This window comes from Ferruginivarius sediminum, from assembly GCF_003344765.1.
GTDB lineage: Bacteria > Pseudomonadota > Alphaproteobacteria > Kiloniellales > Rhodovibrionaceae > Ferruginivarius > Ferruginivarius sediminum.
Genome location: NZ_QPMH01000009.1, coordinates 13,369 through 28,828 on the forward strand (window position 1 = coordinate 13,369; position 15,460 = coordinate 28,828).

At 66.8% G+C, this 15,460-nt stretch carries 16 protein-coding genes; 8 read left to right on the forward strand and 8 right to left on the reverse strand.

Going from position 1 to position 15,460, the window contains the following annotated elements; translation table 11 throughout:
- Positions 1 to 26: 26 nt before the first annotated feature.
- Positions 27 to 521, reverse strand: a complete 495-nt coding sequence (locus DRB17_RS10975; RefSeq protein ID WP_114582258.1) for a hypothetical protein — start codon at positions 519 to 521, stop codon at positions 27 to 29.
- Between the two features lie 225 nt (positions 522 to 746).
- Between DRB17_RS10975 and DRB17_RS10980 the strand changes: the two genes are divergently transcribed.
- The gene (locus DRB17_RS10980; protein WP_114582259.1) at positions 747 to 1,313 is read left to right on the forward strand and encodes a tyrosine phosphatase family protein; all 567 of its coding nucleotides are present in this window, start codon (positions 747 to 749) and stop codon (positions 1,311 to 1,313) included.
- Between the two features lie 98 nt (positions 1,314 to 1,411).
- Here DRB17_RS10980 and DRB17_RS10985 read toward each other — a convergent pair whose 3' ends face one another.
- From DRB17_RS10985 to DRB17_RS11000, 4 genes are read right to left on the reverse strand one after another with little or no spacing between them, the layout of a single operon-like run.
- Positions 1,412 to 1,876, reverse strand: coding sequence for a YbhB/YbcL family Raf kinase inhibitor-like protein (locus DRB17_RS10985; RefSeq protein ID WP_114582260.1), 465 nt, complete (start codon positions 1,874 to 1,876; stop codon positions 1,412 to 1,414).
- Between the two features lie 60 nt (positions 1,877 to 1,936).
- Positions 1,937 to 2,929: an alpha-L-glutamate ligase-like protein gene (locus tag DRB17_RS10990; protein WP_206607858.1), complete on the reverse strand. Its 993-nt coding sequence runs from the start codon at positions 2,927 to 2,929 to the stop codon at positions 1,937 to 1,939.
- Positions 2,926 to 4,458, reverse strand: a complete 1,533-nt coding sequence (locus tag DRB17_RS10995) for a UUP1 family membrane protein (protein ID WP_114582261.1) — start codon at positions 4,456 to 4,458, stop codon at positions 2,926 to 2,928. Before DRB17_RS10995 ends, DRB17_RS10990 begins: the two co-directional genes overlap by 4 nt.
- Positions 4,458 to 4,994 carry an ATP-dependent zinc protease family protein gene (locus tag DRB17_RS11000; RefSeq protein ID WP_114582262.1) on the reverse strand — a complete coding sequence of 179 codons (537 nt, stop codon included), beginning with the start codon at positions 4,992 to 4,994 and terminating at the stop codon, positions 4,458 to 4,460. The genes DRB17_RS10995 and DRB17_RS11000 overlap by 1 nt, the downstream gene beginning before the upstream one ends.
- Before the next feature lie 354 nt (positions 4,995 to 5,348).
- Between DRB17_RS11000 and DRB17_RS11005 the strand changes: the two genes are divergently transcribed.
- Positions 5,349 to 6,518, forward strand: a complete 1,170-nt coding sequence (locus DRB17_RS11005; protein WP_114582263.1) for a putative manganese transporter — start codon at positions 5,349 to 5,351, stop codon at positions 6,516 to 6,518.
- A 53-nt stretch (positions 6,519 to 6,571) separates the two neighbouring features.
- On the opposite strand, the gene DRB17_RS11010 is transcribed toward DRB17_RS11005, so the two are convergent.
- The gene (locus DRB17_RS11010; protein WP_114582264.1) at positions 6,572 to 7,192 is read right to left on the reverse strand and encodes a glutathione S-transferase family protein; all 621 of its coding nucleotides are present in this window, start codon (positions 7,190 to 7,192) and stop codon (positions 6,572 to 6,574) included.
- A 411-nt stretch (positions 7,193 to 7,603) separates the two neighbouring features.
- Here DRB17_RS11010 and speD point away from each other — a divergent pair, with 411 nt between their 5' ends.
- Together speD and DRB17_RS19945 are read left to right on the forward strand one after the other, a co-directional pair.
- Positions 7,604 to 8,095 carry an adenosylmethionine decarboxylase gene (gene speD, locus DRB17_RS11015; protein ID WP_193725734.1) on the forward strand — a complete coding sequence of 164 codons (492 nt, stop codon included), beginning with the start codon at positions 7,604 to 7,606 and terminating at the stop codon, positions 8,093 to 8,095.
- Positions 8,096 to 8,289: 194 nt separating this feature from the next.
- Positions 8,290 to 8,832, forward strand: a complete 543-nt coding sequence (locus DRB17_RS19945; RefSeq protein WP_147274886.1) for a hypothetical protein — start codon at positions 8,290 to 8,292, stop codon at positions 8,830 to 8,832.
- Between the two features lie 98 nt (positions 8,833 to 8,930).
- Here DRB17_RS19945 and queC read toward each other — a convergent pair whose 3' ends face one another.
- Both queC and DRB17_RS11030 read right to left on the reverse strand, forming a co-directional pair.
- Positions 8,931 to 9,629, reverse strand: a complete 699-nt coding sequence (queC, locus tag DRB17_RS11025) for a 7-cyano-7-deazaguanine synthase QueC (protein WP_114582266.1) — start codon at positions 9,627 to 9,629, stop codon at positions 8,931 to 8,933.
- Complete coding sequence (locus tag DRB17_RS11030; RefSeq protein ID WP_114582267.1) at positions 9,626 to 10,183, reverse strand: VUT family protein; 558 nt, start codon at positions 10,181 to 10,183, stop codon at positions 9,626 to 9,628. Before DRB17_RS11030 ends, queC begins: the two co-directional genes overlap by 4 nt.
- Before the next feature lie 114 nt (positions 10,184 to 10,297).
- Between DRB17_RS11030 and DRB17_RS11035 the strand changes: the two genes are divergently transcribed.
- The 4 genes from DRB17_RS11035 to pyk all read left to right on the forward strand — a co-directional run bounded on the left by DRB17_RS11035 (position 10,298) and on the right by pyk (position 15,459).
- Positions 10,298 to 11,485, forward strand: a complete 1,188-nt coding sequence (locus tag DRB17_RS11035; protein ID WP_114582268.1) for a cation:proton antiporter — start codon at positions 10,298 to 10,300, stop codon at positions 11,483 to 11,485.
- A 402-nt stretch (positions 11,486 to 11,887) separates the two neighbouring features.
- On the forward strand, positions 11,888 to 12,649 hold the full coding sequence (locus DRB17_RS11040) for a FadR/GntR family transcriptional regulator (protein WP_241503814.1): 762 nt from the start codon (positions 11,888 to 11,890) through the stop codon (positions 12,647 to 12,649).
- A gap of 49 nt (positions 12,650 to 12,698) precedes the next feature.
- On the forward strand, positions 12,699 to 13,988 hold the full coding sequence (locus DRB17_RS11045) for a glycerate kinase type-2 family protein (protein WP_114582270.1): 1,290 nt from the start codon (positions 12,699 to 12,701) through the stop codon (positions 13,986 to 13,988).
- A 52-nt stretch (positions 13,989 to 14,040) separates the two neighbouring features.
- Positions 14,041 to 15,459, forward strand: a complete 1,419-nt coding sequence (gene pyk / locus DRB17_RS11050) for a pyruvate kinase (RefSeq protein ID WP_114582271.1) — start codon at positions 14,041 to 14,043, stop codon at positions 15,457 to 15,459.
- The last annotated feature ends 1 nt before the right edge of the window (position 15,460 follow it).

The window sequence follows — 15,460 nt, forward strand, 5'->3', positions numbered from 1 at the left end:
ATCGCGCTGCAAGTCACGGGTATCGTCTACTGCTGCGGGTTGGCCGGCTCTTCCGGCGGGTCGTCGACGACGCCGTCGACCTGGATGTTGCCCGCGCGCAGCTCGCCCAGCAAGGTGCGAAGCCCGGCCTCCAGCGCCTCGTGCCGCTCGCGCGCGGCTTCCATCGCCTTGATCGAGGTGGAATCGGGCATCGCCTCGCCGTCGCCAATCTCCAGCGTGGCGGCCAGGTAACGCGCCTTTGCCTTCGCGGTCTTCTCGACCAGGGTCTGGATTTCCTTGGGTGTGACCGTGACCAGGGTTCGGCTGATCTGGGCGCGCTCGGTTCGCTGGATCATCAGTTCGAGGCCTCGAAGATAATCGCGCAGGCCAAGCTCGTAAGGCCGGTAGGCCGGCGCCTCCTGGACGTCCGGCGCATCCTCGGCCGCGCCGAAGCCGCCGGTGAGCAGGGACAGCAACGTGCCGCGCCGTCCCTGGGCCGGTGAGGTCGACTTCTCGTTGTCGAACAGGGTCGCCACTGCCATGGGGACACCTCCTTTCGTGTGTCCATGCAGACGCAAGTTCCGTGCCAGCCTTTAGGGCGGCAGCGCCGTGCCTTGCAGGTGGAATGCCGGATGGTCTTGCCGGGCGGGGGCGGCAAATCGCAGCCGCGTCCCGGCAAAGATTGCAGGGCACGCGCCGGTTGGGACTGGTCGGGAAGGCGAATCGCCCCCATCTGACGAGCGTCGCCAACAAAGGGGTGCAGCCGCGTGACGTCCGAAAGTGAAAGTGCCGCGCCGCTGACGCGCCATCGCTTGATCATTTGCGGGCTGGATGAGCTTGGCGATCATTCGCGCGCCGGCGTGAGCCACGTCGTCTCGATCCTCGACCCGGAGACGCCGGTTCCTTCGGCCGTGATTGGATACCCGGACCTGCGGGCGCATCGCGTGCTGCGTTTTCACGACGTCAGCCAGCGCATCGGCGATGCCCGCGTGCCCGAGGCCGAGGACGTGGCGGAGCTGTTGTCCTTCGGCATGGAACTACAGGCGCTGGAGAGCGGCGCCAACCTGCTGATCCACTGTCATGCCGGCGTCTCCCGCTCCACCGCCGCCGCGGCGATCCTGCTGGGCCAGCACGCGCCCGGCCGGGAGCGGGAGGTGATGCGCGAGATCGTGCGCCTGCGGCCCATCGCGTGGCCGAATGCGCGGATGGTCCAGCTTGCCGACGAGGCGCTTGGCCGCAACGGGGCGTTCACCGACGCGCTGCGCCAGCTCCGTTCTCGCCGCCTGGACGACACGGTTTCGCGCGGCTGGCTGGGCGGGTTCTTCCGGCGCTAGAGCATTTTCAGGCGAAGTGGGAACCGGTTCGCCGTCTGAAAATGCGTCAAATCAAAGAGCTAGAGCGTTTGAGCGATTCCACTGAACGCGAAAATGCTCTAGCGTTTGTAGGTTCCGGTCAATCGAGCCTCTGCCATGGCATATTCCCGCGCGGCATTTTCCACCTGGGGCACCTTTGCATTGGCGGGCAGGCCAAGCGCATCCGTATTCAGGGCGTAAAGCCGGAAGATATAGCGGTGCGTCCCATGGCCGTGTGGCGGGCAGGGCGGCCCATAGCCCAGCTTGCCGAAGTCGTTGATGCCCTGGTGCATGCCGTCGACCGTGGCTTCGGTCGCCAGTCCCTCCGGCAGGCCGCTCAGGTCTGGCGGGATGTTCCAGATCGCCCAGTGGCTGAACGTCCCGCCCGGCGCGTCGGGGTCGTCGCAGATCAGCGCGAAGGCCTGCGTACCGTCGGGCGCGCCCGACCATGACAGCGGCACCGAGGTGCCGGCCCCCTCGCAGCTATAGGCTTGCGGAATCGCCTCGCCGTCCTTGAATGCGTCGCTTGTGAGGGTAAGCGTCATCGCCGGCCTCCCTGGTCTGCCGATCCGTGCGCCGCGCGCAACGGTCCCGACACGCCAACGTCAGGCAGCCTGGCGCGGTTCCAGGCGGATTGGTGCCGCGGGTTCGAGCCTGGGGAGGCGGTCCAGGGCGAAATCGACGCGGGCCGCCGGGTTCTTCAGTTCTTCGGCATGCCGGTCGATGCGCGCCAGTGCCGAGCGCAGGCCGATGCCGTTGGCGATCTGGATGGCCAGGCCCGGCCGCGCGTTCAGCTCCAGCAGCAGCGGCCCGTGCTCGCGGTCCAGCACCATGTCAACGCCCAGGTAGCCCAGTCCCGTGATGTCGTAGCAGCGCGCGGCCATGTGCAGCAGATCCTCCCAGCATGGCACCAGCACGCCGTTCAGCGGCGCGCCGCTGTCCGGGTGTTCCTCGACGGCCTGGTCGTGGCAGACGCCGTTGCGGGTGCGTCCCGTGGCAAGGTCGATGCCCAGGCCCACACCGCCCTTGTGAAGGTTTGCCTTGCCGTCCGACTCCCGCGTGGGCAGCCGGACCATCGCCATCGCCGGCACGCCGCGATAGACCAGCACGCGGACGTCCGGCACGCCGCCGGTGGTGAGCTCGTCGAAGACGGGATCGAACTTGACGCACGCCTCGACGAACGCCCGGTCCGGGCGACCGCCCAGGCTGTACATGCCGGACAGGATGTTCGACAGGTGGAAGTCCAGCTCGCCGCTATCCAGGCGCAGGCCGTCGTGCCGCCGCCAGTGGCCGTTGACGCGCCCCGTCACCACCAGGATGCCGTCGCCCCCGGCGCCCTGCGCGGGCTTCACCACGAAGGATTCGCGCTTTTCCACGAAGCGGGCGAGGCGGCGGATCTCGCCGTTCATGGCGATGGTGCCGAACAGGGCGGGCACGGGGATGCCGTGCTGCTCCGCCAGTTTCTTCGTCGCCAGCTTGCAGTTCACCTGCGGCAGCCTCGCCCGTTCATTGTGGGCCAGGACGTAATCGGCGTTGCGGGCGTTGACGCCCAGCACGCCGGCTTCACGGAGGCGTCGGAGATGGCGCAGCAGCATCATGGGCCCTCCCTGGCCAGATCGCGGAACCGCCAAAGCTCGACGAGGCGGAAGCCGGTGTAGCGGCCGATCAGCAAGGTGACCGCCAGAACCACGAGCAGCAGCTCGGGGAACGTGAAGGTCAGGTACTGAACCGGCTCGGCGAACATCGCGAGATAGGCAAGGATGGCGACGATCATGCTGCCCAGGCCCTGTTTCATGGCGTCGGCGGGGCCGTACTCCTCCCACACGATCGACATGCGCTCGATGGTCATGGTCAGGATCACCATCGGGAACAGCGCCAGGGACAGCCCCGCGCCCGCGCCCACTTTCTGCAACAGCACGCTGAGCGCCGCCATCATCAGCACGACGACCACCAGCACGGCCGACAGGCGCGGCACCAGCAGCAGCTTCAGGCGTTCCAGGTAGAAACGCACCATCAGGCCCAGCGCGACGACCATGACGAACATCAGGATGCCGTTCACCAGCCGGGTTTCGCGGAAGGCCAGGGCGATGAGGACCGGCATGAAGGTCCCGAAGGTCTCGATCCCGACGATCTGGCGCATCAGGACGAGCACGATGGCGCCGATCGGGATCAGCAGCAGTGTCTGGTAGACGAGCTGGCTTTCCAGCGGCAGCGTGAACAGCGAGAAGCTGATCAGCGGCTCCTGCATCGCCCGGCCCCGCTCGATCGCGCTTTCGATGGCGTCCTGCGGAGCTTGCGCCACGGAGAGCGTGGTGGCTTGCGCGCGGGCGCCGTCGACGGCCGCCACCTGGCGGTCGCCGCGCCACCAGGGCAGATAGCCGGCCGGCAATGCCTTGCTGCCCTGCGAGATGGCGTAAGGCTGCCAGAAGCCGTCCAGGTACACCTCGATCCAGTGCTTGAAGTGGCTGTATCGGCCTTCGCGCGACAGGTCGATGCCGTGCACGGTCCGCGCGCCGATGCCGGCGGTTCGCAGGATGTTCGCCGCGATGTCGGCCAACTCGCGCTGGCTGGCGTTCGCGGGCAGGACCGCGCGGACCTCCTCCCTCGGGCGCGGGTGGCTCAACTCGTCCAGCAGGTTGAGCGCCATCGTCTCGGTATCCGCGGCGTTCGCCCGCACGCGGTCCAGCACGGCGTGCACCGCCGCGCGCTCGGACTCGTTCCAGTCGGGGGCGATGATGCGTGGCTCCGGTCCCGGCGTGCGCTGGTCCAGGCCGGGGTAGGCCTGCACACTGGCACGGTAGTAGATGGTCTGCTCGCCCTCCGCCTTGCGCTTTGAGAACACCGCCAGGCGATTGCCCTCGGCGTCGCCGTCCAGGGTGATGCCATAGCTGCTGGCGACATAGGTCTGCCGCCGGACGATGAAGTGTCCGCTGTCGTTGGGCAGGACAATGGCCGCCTTCGTCGGGCCGTCCTGGGCGTTGAAGTGCAGCTTCAGTTCCACGTTCCAGACGTGGGCGCGGGCCTCGCGGTGCAGCGGAAAGCCCAGGTCGATCACCTTGTAGGCAAAGACACCAAGGCCCACCGCCGTCAACGCCGCGGCGAGGACGAAAACATGCAGGTTACGCATTACTCATCGTCCGGATCGCATGCCGGATCCCGTGTGAACTCGAGGCTGCTGTCGACGAGCACCTGACCTGCCAGGAAGTTCCGTCCCAGCAGGAGGCGGGTGGAGTAGCCGCTGCGGTCGGCGAGATTCACCTCGACCTCGCGGTAGATATGATCCATGCAAAGGCCGAGCTTGATGACGTAGCGGCGCTTGGAAGGACCATGAAGGTCCTTGATAAGCACGTCATCCACCACCATCGCCGAGGCGTCGATCGTGCGCCGCTCCTGGTCCTCCCCGTCGTCTCGGTCGCGCTCTTCCTGCACGACGAGGTCGAAGCGCACCCAGTCCTCGCCGTCCTTCTCGAACGCCTCGATGTTCTCGGCGTGCAGCGAAGCCGTGTCCGCGCCGGTGTCGTTCTTCGCCGTCAACGTCACGCCATATGCGGGAATGCGCACCTTCTCCATCCATCCGACGATTTGCAGGGGGCGGTCTTCGGCCTTCGCGAGACCTGCCAGTGCAGCCAGAACGGCCGACACGGCCAGGATCCGCGCAAGCATCCAGTTGTTCTCCCCGTCTCTGTTCGATCCGCCGCGCCTTGTTGTCCCGCTCGTTACGCGGCTTCCACCTCAATGATGAGGAGGCGCAAGGTCACGGAGTCCAGAGGGGTCACAGGCTGTCCACACCGCCACGGCCGGGAGTCATGGTTAACGATAGGTTTCGCGGATCACCGTCACTGATTCCTCACAGTCCCGTGTGTCGGCGGCAATCGGCGAAAGTTTGCATGTAAGACGGCCGTTAGCGGACGAGGGCATTGACAGGTGGGGCGAAAAAATTAAGTCTAGGCTAAGTTTGTTGGCGGCAACTGCATCGTCGACGCGGCGTGCGTCGGAACCGCGGGCAGGAGAGGACGGATGACCGCACTGGTGGTGGGCGCACGCACCGGGCTGATCACTTCGGCGAACTACGCCCGGGCGCTGGGGCCGTGGAAGCTGGTGCTGCTGTTCGCGCTGGTCGCCCTGACGCTGGTGGGGCCCGAGGCGCGCGGCGTCATCGCGGCCGCGATCGCGGATGCCTATCTTCAAGTATCCGTCTTCGTCGCCGCGACGCTGGGCGTGATCTACACGTTTGAATCGCGGATGAAGACCGACCTCGCGGTGGTTCTCGACCGCTACCGCGCCTGGCAGGTGCCGATCGCCGCGCTGCTGGGGGCGCTGCCGGGCTGCGGCGGCGCGGTCGCGGTGGTCACGCAGTACGTGCGCGGCACACTGACCTTCGGCTCCGTCGTGGCGGTCCTCACGGCCACGATGGGAGATGCCGCCTTCCTGCTGCTGGCGGCCGAGCCCGGCACCGGCATTGCCATTTTCGCGTTGGGCGCGATCGTCGGCACCACGAGCGGCTACATCATCGACTGGACGCACGGCACCAACTTCATGCGGGTTGCGCGCCCGGACGCCCCCGAATCGCTGCCGCTGGGCGATGCGCCAAGGGTGAATCCGCTGCGCCCGATCTGGGCGGTCCTGATCGTGCCCGGGTTCATCCTGGGCGCGCTGGATTTGATGCAGGTCGATACCGATGCGCTGTTCGGTCCGCTTGCCGTTTATGAGCCTACGCTCATTCTGGGCGTCGCTGGTGCGTTGCTGGCGTTCGGCATGTGGACGCTGGATCCCGAGCAGAAGTTCGACCCCGGTATATGCCGCGCGGGCGGGCCGTTCGTGCGGACGGTCGACGCCACAAACTTCGTCACTGTCTGGGTGATCGTGGGCTTCCTGGTCTACGAGCTGGGCACCCATTTCTCCGGCATCGACCTTGCCGCGGTGTTCAATACCTGGGCGCCGTTGATCCCGCTGCTGGCGGTGCTTGTCGGCTTCCTGCCGGGTTGCGGGCCGCAGATCGTGGTGACGACGCTCTATATCTCCGGCGCCATGCCGCTGTCGGGACAGCTCGGCAATGCGATCTCCAACGACGGCGACGCGCTGTTCCCCGCCATTGCCATGGCACCGCGCGCGGCCGTGGTGGCGACGCTGTACTCCGCCGTTCCGGCCATCCTGGTGGCGTACGGCTATTTCCTGATGTTCGAGTAGGCCTGATGTTCGAGTAGGCCTGATGTTCGAGTAGGATTGCGGCGCGGCGAACGTCAGACCGGCGTGTCCGCAACCGCGTCCATGGCGATGTGCCCCGGCTGTGCGCGTACGCGTTCCAGCCATGCAGCGATAGCCGGATAGGGCTTCAGCGGGATGCCGCCCTGGTCGGCGACATGCGTGTACGCATAGAGCGCGATGTCGGCGATCGTGTACCGCCCCGCGACCATGAACTCGCGGCTCGCCAGATGGTCCTCCACGACCTGTAGCGCAGCCCGGCCCTGGGCCTGCTTTTCCTCAAGCTGCGGCTTCCGCGCCTCTGTCGCCAGGCCGTGGCGCAGCCAGTAGCGCGGCGTGGCCACGTTCGGCTCGTGGCTGTATTGCTCGAAGAACATCCAGCGCAGCACTTGCGCCTGATCCAGCGCGTCCGACGGCCAGTAGGGCGAGCCCTGGGCCAGGTAGTACAGGATGGCGTTCGATTCCGGCAGGACGGTCCCATCCTCAAGCTCCAGCGCCGGCACCCTGCCATTCGGGTTCTTCGCCAGGAACTCGGCCGTGCGCGTCTCGCCCTTGTCGATATCCAGCGCCACCAGCCGATAGTCGCGCCCGAGCAGCGCCAGCAGCAGCCGCACCTTGTAGCCGTTTCCGGAATCGAGGTAGTCGTAGAGGGTCAGCATTGGCGCGGCTCCTTGGCTCGTCGCGTTGAACCTACCGACCAACATGCCATCGGGCTAGCGCCTTGCGCGCCGATTTTGATGAGATTCATCACGATCCCAGAATACGCTTGACCCCCGCCTTCGATCACATCATATAGCGTGCCAAGACGTCGGGTCGGATGCGGCCCGTCGCCGCGACGCGCATTCCTGCTCCGGCAACGGGGGAGGAGGGCGTAACCGGGCAAAACACGGTCGTGGCGAGCTGTGGCGTCGATCGAGCGGACGCTTGGTGTCCGGACCGATAAGGGTCCTCCACCGCGTCCGCTAAGTTTTTCCGGGGGTCCCATGTTGCGGCACGGGGCTGCCGGCGATAAGCCCCGGGTCCCCGGTTGGCCCGGACTTCTGGTTCATCTGCTGGTTTCGGGGGTCCGAATGCAGACCTACACCGCCCGCGAATTGGGGATGGACTCGGAAGCGGTTCCGAGCGACGCCCAGGCGAAAATCTACGAGTTTCCGGCGGCTGGCGACACGCAGTCCGACGAGAACATGGACCACTTCATCGTCCGCGACGGCAAGTGCTTCGCGGGCACGCACCTGATCATCGACCTCTGGGGCGCCAGCCGCCTGGACGAGATCGAGCATATCCGCGCAACCCTGCGCGACGCGGTCGAGAAGGCGGGGGCGACCCTGCTGCACATCCACCTGCACCATTTCACGCCGAACGGCGGCGTTTCCGGCGTGGCGGTGCTGGCGGAATCGCACATCTCGATCCATAGCTGGCCAGAGCGCGACTACGCCGCCCTCGACGTCTTCATGTGCGGCGACAGCGAGCCCCACAAGGCCATCGAGGTGTTCCGCGAGGCTTTCCGGCCGGAGCGCATCGACGTCGGCGAGCACCTGCGCGGCGAGGCGGGGGCGGAGTAACCGTCATACGCATAGACGGAGACAAGGGGTCGGGCGGCATGGCCGTCCGGCCCTTTTTTGCGGTCCATATATGCCGTCCGAATTGCCGCTACCACGGCACGGCGGCGATGTGTTGCCATCCCATTTTTACGCAACAATAGTATTTATATATTCGATATAGATTTTAATTTTAAATATAAATAAAAGAATACTACGTGAGTGGTAAGGAAATATACATAGACTTCATTTATGTATTTTGCTTTAATAGTTATTACTGGGAAGGCCAGTTTTCTGCTAATTTTATCTGGGAGGGCTTTATGAGAGCGAGGGCGCTTACCGCCGTTGTCACGGCCGTATTTCTCGTTGCCTGTCAACAGGGCCCGACCGAGGAACAAATGGCCGGGCAAGGCAATGACCCGCTATCCGGCGAGGAAATCCGGAAAACGCTTGTTGGCAACAGTACCCACGAAACCGGACACTCCAGTGGGGGAAGGTATCAGTTTGCCGCGTATTTTATGGAAGGAGGCCAGGCACGGGGCCGCGCGTGGTGGTCCGGCGGCCAGCAGGAGGGAACGGGCCGCTGGCGGATCGATGGGAACCTATGGTGCGAAAGATGGAACCCCGACAAGTGGGGTGGCGGCCGGGAAATTTGCCAGAAAGTCTACAAGGACGGAAATCAGGTAAGCTTCATTGTTGTAAGCGGGTCCGGCGACAACGATACCGTGACCCTGAAGAAGGGCAACGCCTACGACCTGTGACAGCGTCAGCGTAAAGCCGCGACCTTTCGGCCGGTAGCCGCAGGGCTTCATCACGCGAAACAACGCGCTGGGGGTCTACCTCGTGCTTAATCCGCGTTCTATCTGTCGCTGACCGCTTGGCGCCAGTAGGTCGTATCCTCGTATTCCGTCGGATCGGGGAGCGCGGCCTCGTGCAGGGCTTCCAGGCGCTCGACGCAGGTGCCGCAGCGCCCGCAGTGGCGCGCTTCGCCCTTGTAGCACGACCAGGTCTCGGCAACGGGCACGCCAAGGCGTCCGGCCTCGGCGGCGATGTCGGTCTTGCTCCAGTCGATGAAGGGGACATGCAATTCGACGCGGGCGACGTCCTCAAGCGCGCGGTCCTGCATGTCCTGGAACGCCTGCGTGAACGCCGGGCGGCAGTCGGGATAAATGAAGTGGTCGCCGCCGTGCATGGCGGCTGCGACGCGCTCGATCCCGTTCGCCGCGGCGATGGCGAAGGCGATGGTCAGCATGATGGCGTTGCGGTTCGGGACGACGGTGACCTGCATGGTCTCGGCCGCGTAGTGCCCCTCCGGCACCTCCTTGTTGCCCGTCAGCGCGGAGGACTTCAGGCGCGCGCCGACGTCGGACATGTCCACGACCTCGTGCGGCACGTCGAGGCGCATGGCGCAGGCGCGGGCGAAATCGATCTCCTTGCGGTGGCGCTGCCCGTAGTCGAAGGTCAAGAGGCCGGCAATACCGCCATCCCCGGCCGCGATCCGGTGCGCCAGGGTCACGGAATCAAGGCCGCCGGAGCAGATGACCAGGGTGCGCTTCACGCGGGCTCCAGCCCCAGGCGCGCGTCGCGCTGGCGCAGCCAGGCGATTGCCGGCAGGGCCAGCAGCGTCATCCACAGCTTGCCGACCACTTGTCCGGCCAGGAAATCCAGGCTGCCGAAAGCGAGTTGCAGGAACACGATGCTGTCCACCGTCAGGCCGACCAGCCCGCTGGCCAGCACGGCAAGGACGAGGCGCCGGCGCTGCAGCGGCGTGTAGACCGCGAAGTCCGCCAGTTCGGAGAACAGGAAGGCCGCCGTCGACGCGACCACCAGCGCCCCCGGCGAGACCCAGGCCGACAGCACGGCGCCGCCCGCTATCGCCGCCAGGGTCCACAGCTTGCCCAGCCGTCGCTGCACCATGTCGCGCAGGACCAGCGCGACGCCGATCATCAGCACGCCGCTTGGCGCCATCACGCCCGGTGCGACAGGAATCAGGCAAGGGCCCTGCGGCATGCAGGCCGTGCCCGCGTTGGCGACCAGCCAGTTGGCGGCCGGGACGCAGGCCATGAAACCGATCAGGAAGCCGATGCCCTCGGCGCGACGCCTGTCCATCATGTCAAGAAATCATGCAACTCTTCGCTCAGGGTGGGCCGTTCATATAGTCTGGGCGCCGTTTGAGCAAGCGCGGGACTTTCTTCTCAGGAGTGAGCGGGGGAACCGTCCGCCACCATGGACAATCTCGGTCTGATCATCACCACACTGGGCGCGCTTCTGCTGGTGGGGCTCGTTGGCGATCTCGCCTCGCGCCGGCTGCCGGTGCCGCGCGTCACCCTGCTGATCGTCTTCGGCGTCGTGATCGGCCCGATCCTGGGGGCGATGCCGGAGCAGGCGGAGGACTGGTATCCCTTCGTCAGCGACCTGGCGCTCCTGATGGTGGGATTCCTGCTGGGCGGCAAGCTGTCGCGCAAGACGCTGCGCGAGGTCGGCCGGCATGTCGTCGTGATCTCGCTGTTCGAGGTCGCCGGGGTTTGCCTGTGCGTGCTTTTCGGCCTGCTGGCCGCCGGCGTAAAAGTGGAGATAGCGCTGCTGCTCGCCGGGATCGCGCCCGCCTCCGCGCCGGCGGCGGTGACCAACGTGGTGCAGGAGCTTAAGGCGCGCGGGCGCTATACCGACACGCTGCTGGGTATCGTGGCCATCGACGACGCCTGGGGCCTGATCGTGTTCTCCGTCCTGCTGGCCAGCGTGCAGGTGGTCGCCGGCGGCGCGGACGGTGGCGCCGTCGAGGCGCTGCTGCGCGGCGGGAGGGAGCTTGGCGGCGCCATCCTGCTGGGCCTTGTCGTCGGTGTCCCCGCGGCCCTGCTGACCGGCCGCCTGCAACCGGGCGAGCCGACGCAGGCGGAGGCGCTGGGCGTCGTTCTGCTGGCTGGTGGTGCCGCGATCTGGCTTGAGGTGTCGTTCCTGCTGACCGCCATGGTGGTGGGGGCGACCATCGTCAATCTGGCCCGTCATCATGACCGCCCGTTCGTGGAGATCGAGAACATCGAATGGCCGTTCATGGTGCTGTTCTTCATCCTTGCCGGCGCGTCCCTGCATGTCGAGCAGCTCATGCATGTCGGCCTGATCGGTGTCGCCTACATCTTCCTGCGTGCCGTCGGCTTGGTGCTGGGCGCCTTCGCCGGTGGCAGCGTCAGTGGGGCCGAGCCCCGCGTCCGGCGCTGGATGGGGCTGGCGATCATGCCGCAGGCCGGCGTCGCGCTGGGCATGGCGCTTGTCGCGGGCAACAGCTTTCCCGAGTTGCGGGATACGCTGCTGCCGCTCGTCATCGGCTCCACGGTGGTGTTCGAGCTGCTGGGGCCGGCCCTGACGCGGATGGCGATCCTTCGCGCCGGCGAGGGCAGGCGGGAAAGCGGCGGATAGCACGCCGGGCCAAACGACAGCGACATGGCTTGCGGCGGATCGTCGCCCCAGGCAGTATAAACATGTATTTTTCGTTCATGTTAACTTGTTCAGGATCGCGCACAATGCCATGGCCCCGGCCGCGACAGACCGACATCTTGCGCTGTCGGGTACACTGTAACAGTGATGCTGGCCGCTTGGTCGAATGTCCCTGCATTCGCGAACTTTACGGATGTTATGGACAAGGGGCCCCCAAGTGGTGTTACCAACACGCCACTAGAACGCGATTCTATTTTCGGGCGGATGCGTCTGAACGGGTCGCGATGATCTATCTATAAACAGAGGGTTCGGTCGGCCGACCGCACCCCGGAAGGTGGGCCGCCGGAATAGGCCGGCCCTGCGAAGCTTGGGGGAGCATAGACTTTGACACACGAACAACAGGATCCCCGTTTTCGCGAGATCCCACGCGAGCGTGTCTCGGAACGGGTCGCACAGGAAATCATGAAGCTGATCGCCGCCGGCACCCTGGCGCCGGGGGAGAGGCTGCCGGGCGAACGGCAGTTGGCGGAGATGATGAACGTCAGCCGCGTGTCCGTGCGCGCGGCCTTGCAGCACTTGAAGGCGCAGGGATTCATCAGCGCTGTCCAGGGCGGCGGAACCCGCGTCACCGCCGCACCGGAGAGTGCCGATTCGCCGCTGATGCGTCTGGTCAGCGCCGATGCCAAGAACTACTACGAGCTGGCCGAGATCCGCGCCGGCGTCGAGGTTTGGGCCGCCAGGCGCGCGGCCGGGCAGGCGACGCCGGAACAGATCGCCGAGATCGGCCGCCAGTTGAAGGCGATGGCCGACCCCGCACGCGGGAACGGACATAAGACCGGCGACGACCATGCCTTTCACCTGGCCATCGCCAAGGCCTCGAACAGCGCTGTCTACATGCACCTGATGGAGATGCTGAGCAACGTGCTGGAGCGCAACATCGACTATCACCGCTCCACACTGTGCGCCGGGCCGGACGACGACGCGCGCCTGCTGGCCCAGCATCGCCGCATATTCGAGGCGATCAGCGCCAGGGACCCGGAAGGTGCGGCCACCGCAATGCACGAGCATCTGAACGACATGCTGGCGCACTACGCCAATATCCCCGGCGGGCCCGTCAGCGAAGAGGCGTTGCAGCAAGCGGGCTGAGCCGGTACGTCTTTGGCGCCAGATTCCCTCGCCAAGGACGGACCCCGGTATGCCGATACCTGCTCCCCGAGACTTCCTGCGCGCCCTGGTCGATGCCGGCCTTGCCGCCGCCGATCCGGCGCGCGCCGTGCCGCCGCACCTGCCGACACCGCCCCGCGACGGACGCACGCTCGTCGTCGGGGCGGGCAAGGCGGCGGCCGCGATGGCCAGGGCGGTGGAGGATGCCTGGCCCCCCGACGCGCCGCCGCCGGAAGGGCTGGTCGTCACCCGCTACGAGCACGGCGTTCCGCTGCGCCATATCGAGTGCGTGGAAGCCTCGCACCCGGTCCCCGACGCCGCGGGGCGCGAGGCGGCGCAGCGCATGCTGGACATGGCCCGCGGCCTCGGCGAGGGGGATCTGCTGATCTGCCTGATCTCGGGCGGCGGCTCGGCGCTGCTGGCCCTCCCCGCGGAGGGGCTGAGCCTGGAGGACAAGCAGGCGGTCTCCAAGGCCCTGCTGCGCAGCGGCGCCGACATTGCCGAGATGAACTGCGTGCGCAAGCACCTGTCGGCGGTGAAGGGCGGGCGCCTTGCCGCGGCGGCGCATCCCGCCCGCGTTGCGGCGCTGCTGATCTCCGATGTGCCCGGCGACGAGCCTTCGACCATCGCCTCCGGCCCCACGGTCGCCGACCCGACCACCTTCGCCGATGCGCGGGCGATCCTCGACAAATACGGCATCGAGCCGCCGGAGGCCGTTCGCCGGCACCTTGAGGCGGCTGCCGACGAGACGCCGAAGCCCGGCGATCCACGGCTGGCGAAGGTCGGGAACGTGGTCGTCGCGCGTCCCCAGGATTCGCTGGAGGCAATGGCCGCGAAAGCCAGGGAGGTGGGCGTCACTCCGCTCATCCTCGGCGATTCCATCGAGGGCGAGGCGCGCGAGGTGGCGCGCGTCATGTCCGGGATCGCCCGCCAGGCCCGGATTCACGGGCAGCCGGCGACGCCGCCATGCGTGCTGCTCTCCGGCGGGGAAACGACGGTGACGGTGCGCGGTCAGGGGCGCGGCGGCCGCAACGCGGAATTCCTGCTGGCGCTCACGGTCGCGCTCGACGGGGCGCCGGCGACCTATGCGGTGGCTTGCGACAGCGACGGCATCGACGGCAGCGAGGACAACGCCGGTGCGATCGCGGCGCCGGACAGCCTGGAACGTGCCCGCGCGGCGGGACTCGATCCAAAGGCGACGTTGGCGGACAACGACGGCTATGGATTTTTCGCGAAGCTCGATGACCTGATCGTGACCGGCCCGACACGGACCAACGTCAACGATCTCCGGGCGATTTACGTGGCGGAACGCTCTGTGTGAGAATCACGCGAGTCTTCCGGTCATCACGGCCTCAGTGGAAAAGGTTTGTCGCATGCGCCGCATCCGCAACGCCAAGGTCCTGGCAACACTTGGCCCAGCCAGCCGGGAGCCGGAAACCATCCGCTCGCTGTTCCAGGCGGGCGCCGACGTCTTCCGCCTGAACTTCAGCCACGGCAGTCATGAGGATCACCGCAATACGCACGCGGCGATCCGGGCTATCGAGGAAGACTACGGCCGCCCCGTCGGCATCCTGCAGGATCTGCAGGGGCCGAAGCTGCGAATCGGCAAGTTCAAGGACGGCAGCGTCCGGCTGGAGCGCGGGCAGGCGTTCCGCCTGGATCTTGACGAGAGCGAGGGCGATGACAAGCGAGCGCCGCTGCCGCACCCCGAGGTGTTCGAGGTGCTGGAGCCGGGCGCGCCGGTCCTGCTGGACGATGGCAAGCTGCGGATCAAGGTCAAGGACGCCGGCAAGGACTACGCCGATTGCGAGGTCGTGACCGGCGGCGTGCTCTCCGACCGCAAGGGTGTCAATGTTCCCGGCGTGGTCATGCCGATCTCGCCGTTGACCAAGAAGGACCGCGAGGACCTTCGATTCGGGCTGGATCTCGGCGTCGACTGGGTGGCGCTGTCGTTCGTGCAGCGGCCCGAGGACGTGGCCGAGGCGCGCAAGCTGATCGCGGGGCGCGCGGGTGTGATGGTCAAGGTGGAAAAGCCCGCCGCGCTGCAATGCCTGGACCAGCTCGTGGAACTGGCCGATGCGGTGATGATTGCGCGCGGCGACCTCGGCGTGGAGGTGGCGCCGGAAGAGGTTCCGGGCCATCAGAAGAACATCATTCGCGCCTGCCGGCTGGCCGGCAAGCCGGTGGTCGTGGCGACACAGATGCTGGATTCGATGGTGCAGTCGCCGGCGCCGACGCGGGCGGAGGCGTCGGACGTCGCCACCGCCGTCTACGATGGCGCCGACGCGGTGATGCTGTCGGCGGAAACCGCCGCCGGCCACTATCCGTGCGAGGCGGTCGCCTTCATGAACCGCATCATCGCCCGCACCGAGCGCGACGCTTTCTACCGCCCTATCGTCGAGGCCCTGCATCCGCAGCCGGAAGCGACCGCGCCGGACGCGATCTCCGCCGCCGCCTCGCAGGTGGCCAGCACCATCGCCGCCGCCGCGATCGTGAGTTACACGACCTCCGGCTCCACCGCCTTGCGCGCCGCGCGGGAGCGGCCGACGGTGCCGATCCTGGTGCTGACGTCGAAGCGCGGAACAGCGCGGCGCCTGGCCCTGCTGTGGGGCGCGCACACGGTTCACACCGCCGACGTGCGCGACTTCCAGGAGATGGTGGTCAAGGCCTGCCGCGTGGCGGTGGACGAAGGCTTTGCCAGTCCCGGCGAGAAGCTCGTCATTACCGCAGGCGTTCCCTTCGGCACGCCGGGGGCGACCAACGTGCTGCGCATCGCCTGGGTCGATAAATAGG

What these genes read in the sequence shown, in the direction of transcription:
- speD (WP_193725734.1), top strand. Translation starts at nt 7,604, where the DNA reads ATGCAGACCTACACCGCCCGCGAATTGGGGATGGACTCGGAAGCGGTT.
- DRB17_RS10990 (WP_206607858.1), bottom strand. Translation starts at nt 2,929, where the DNA reads ATGATGCTGCTGCGCCATCTCCGACGCCTCCGTGAAGCCGGCGTGCTG.
- DRB17_RS10995 (WP_114582261.1), bottom strand. Translation starts at nt 4,458, where the DNA reads ATGCGTAACCTGCATGTTTTCGTCCTCGCCGCGGCGTTGACGGCGGTG.
- DRB17_RS10975 (WP_114582258.1), bottom strand. Translation starts at nt 521, where the DNA reads ATGGCAGTGGCGACCCTGTTCGACAACGAGAAGTCGACCTCACCGGCC.
- DRB17_RS10985 (WP_114582260.1), bottom strand. Translation starts at nt 1,876, where the DNA reads ATGACGCTTACCCTCACAAGCGACGCATTCAAGGACGGCGAGGCGATT.
- DRB17_RS11045 (WP_114582270.1), top strand. Translation starts at nt 12,699, where the DNA reads ATGCCGATACCTGCTCCCCGAGACTTCCTGCGCGCCCTGGTCGATGCC.
- DRB17_RS11005 (WP_114582263.1), top strand. Translation starts at nt 5,349, where the DNA reads ATGACCGCACTGGTGGTGGGCGCACGCACCGGGCTGATCACTTCGGCG.
- DRB17_RS11010 (WP_114582264.1), bottom strand. Translation starts at nt 7,192, where the DNA reads ATGCTGACCCTCTACGACTACCTCGATTCCGGAAACGGCTACAAGGTG.
- DRB17_RS11030 (WP_114582267.1), bottom strand. Translation starts at nt 10,183, where the DNA reads ATGATGGACAGGCGTCGCGCCGAGGGCATCGGCTTCCTGATCGGTTTC.
- pyk (WP_114582271.1), top strand. Translation starts at nt 14,041, where the DNA reads ATGCGCCGCATCCGCAACGCCAAGGTCCTGGCAACACTTGGCCCAGCC.
- DRB17_RS11035 (WP_114582268.1), top strand. Translation starts at nt 10,298, where the DNA reads ATGGACAATCTCGGTCTGATCATCACCACACTGGGCGCGCTTCTGCTG.
- DRB17_RS11000 (WP_114582262.1), bottom strand. Translation starts at nt 4,994, where the DNA reads ATGCTTGCGCGGATCCTGGCCGTGTCGGCCGTTCTGGCTGCACTGGCA.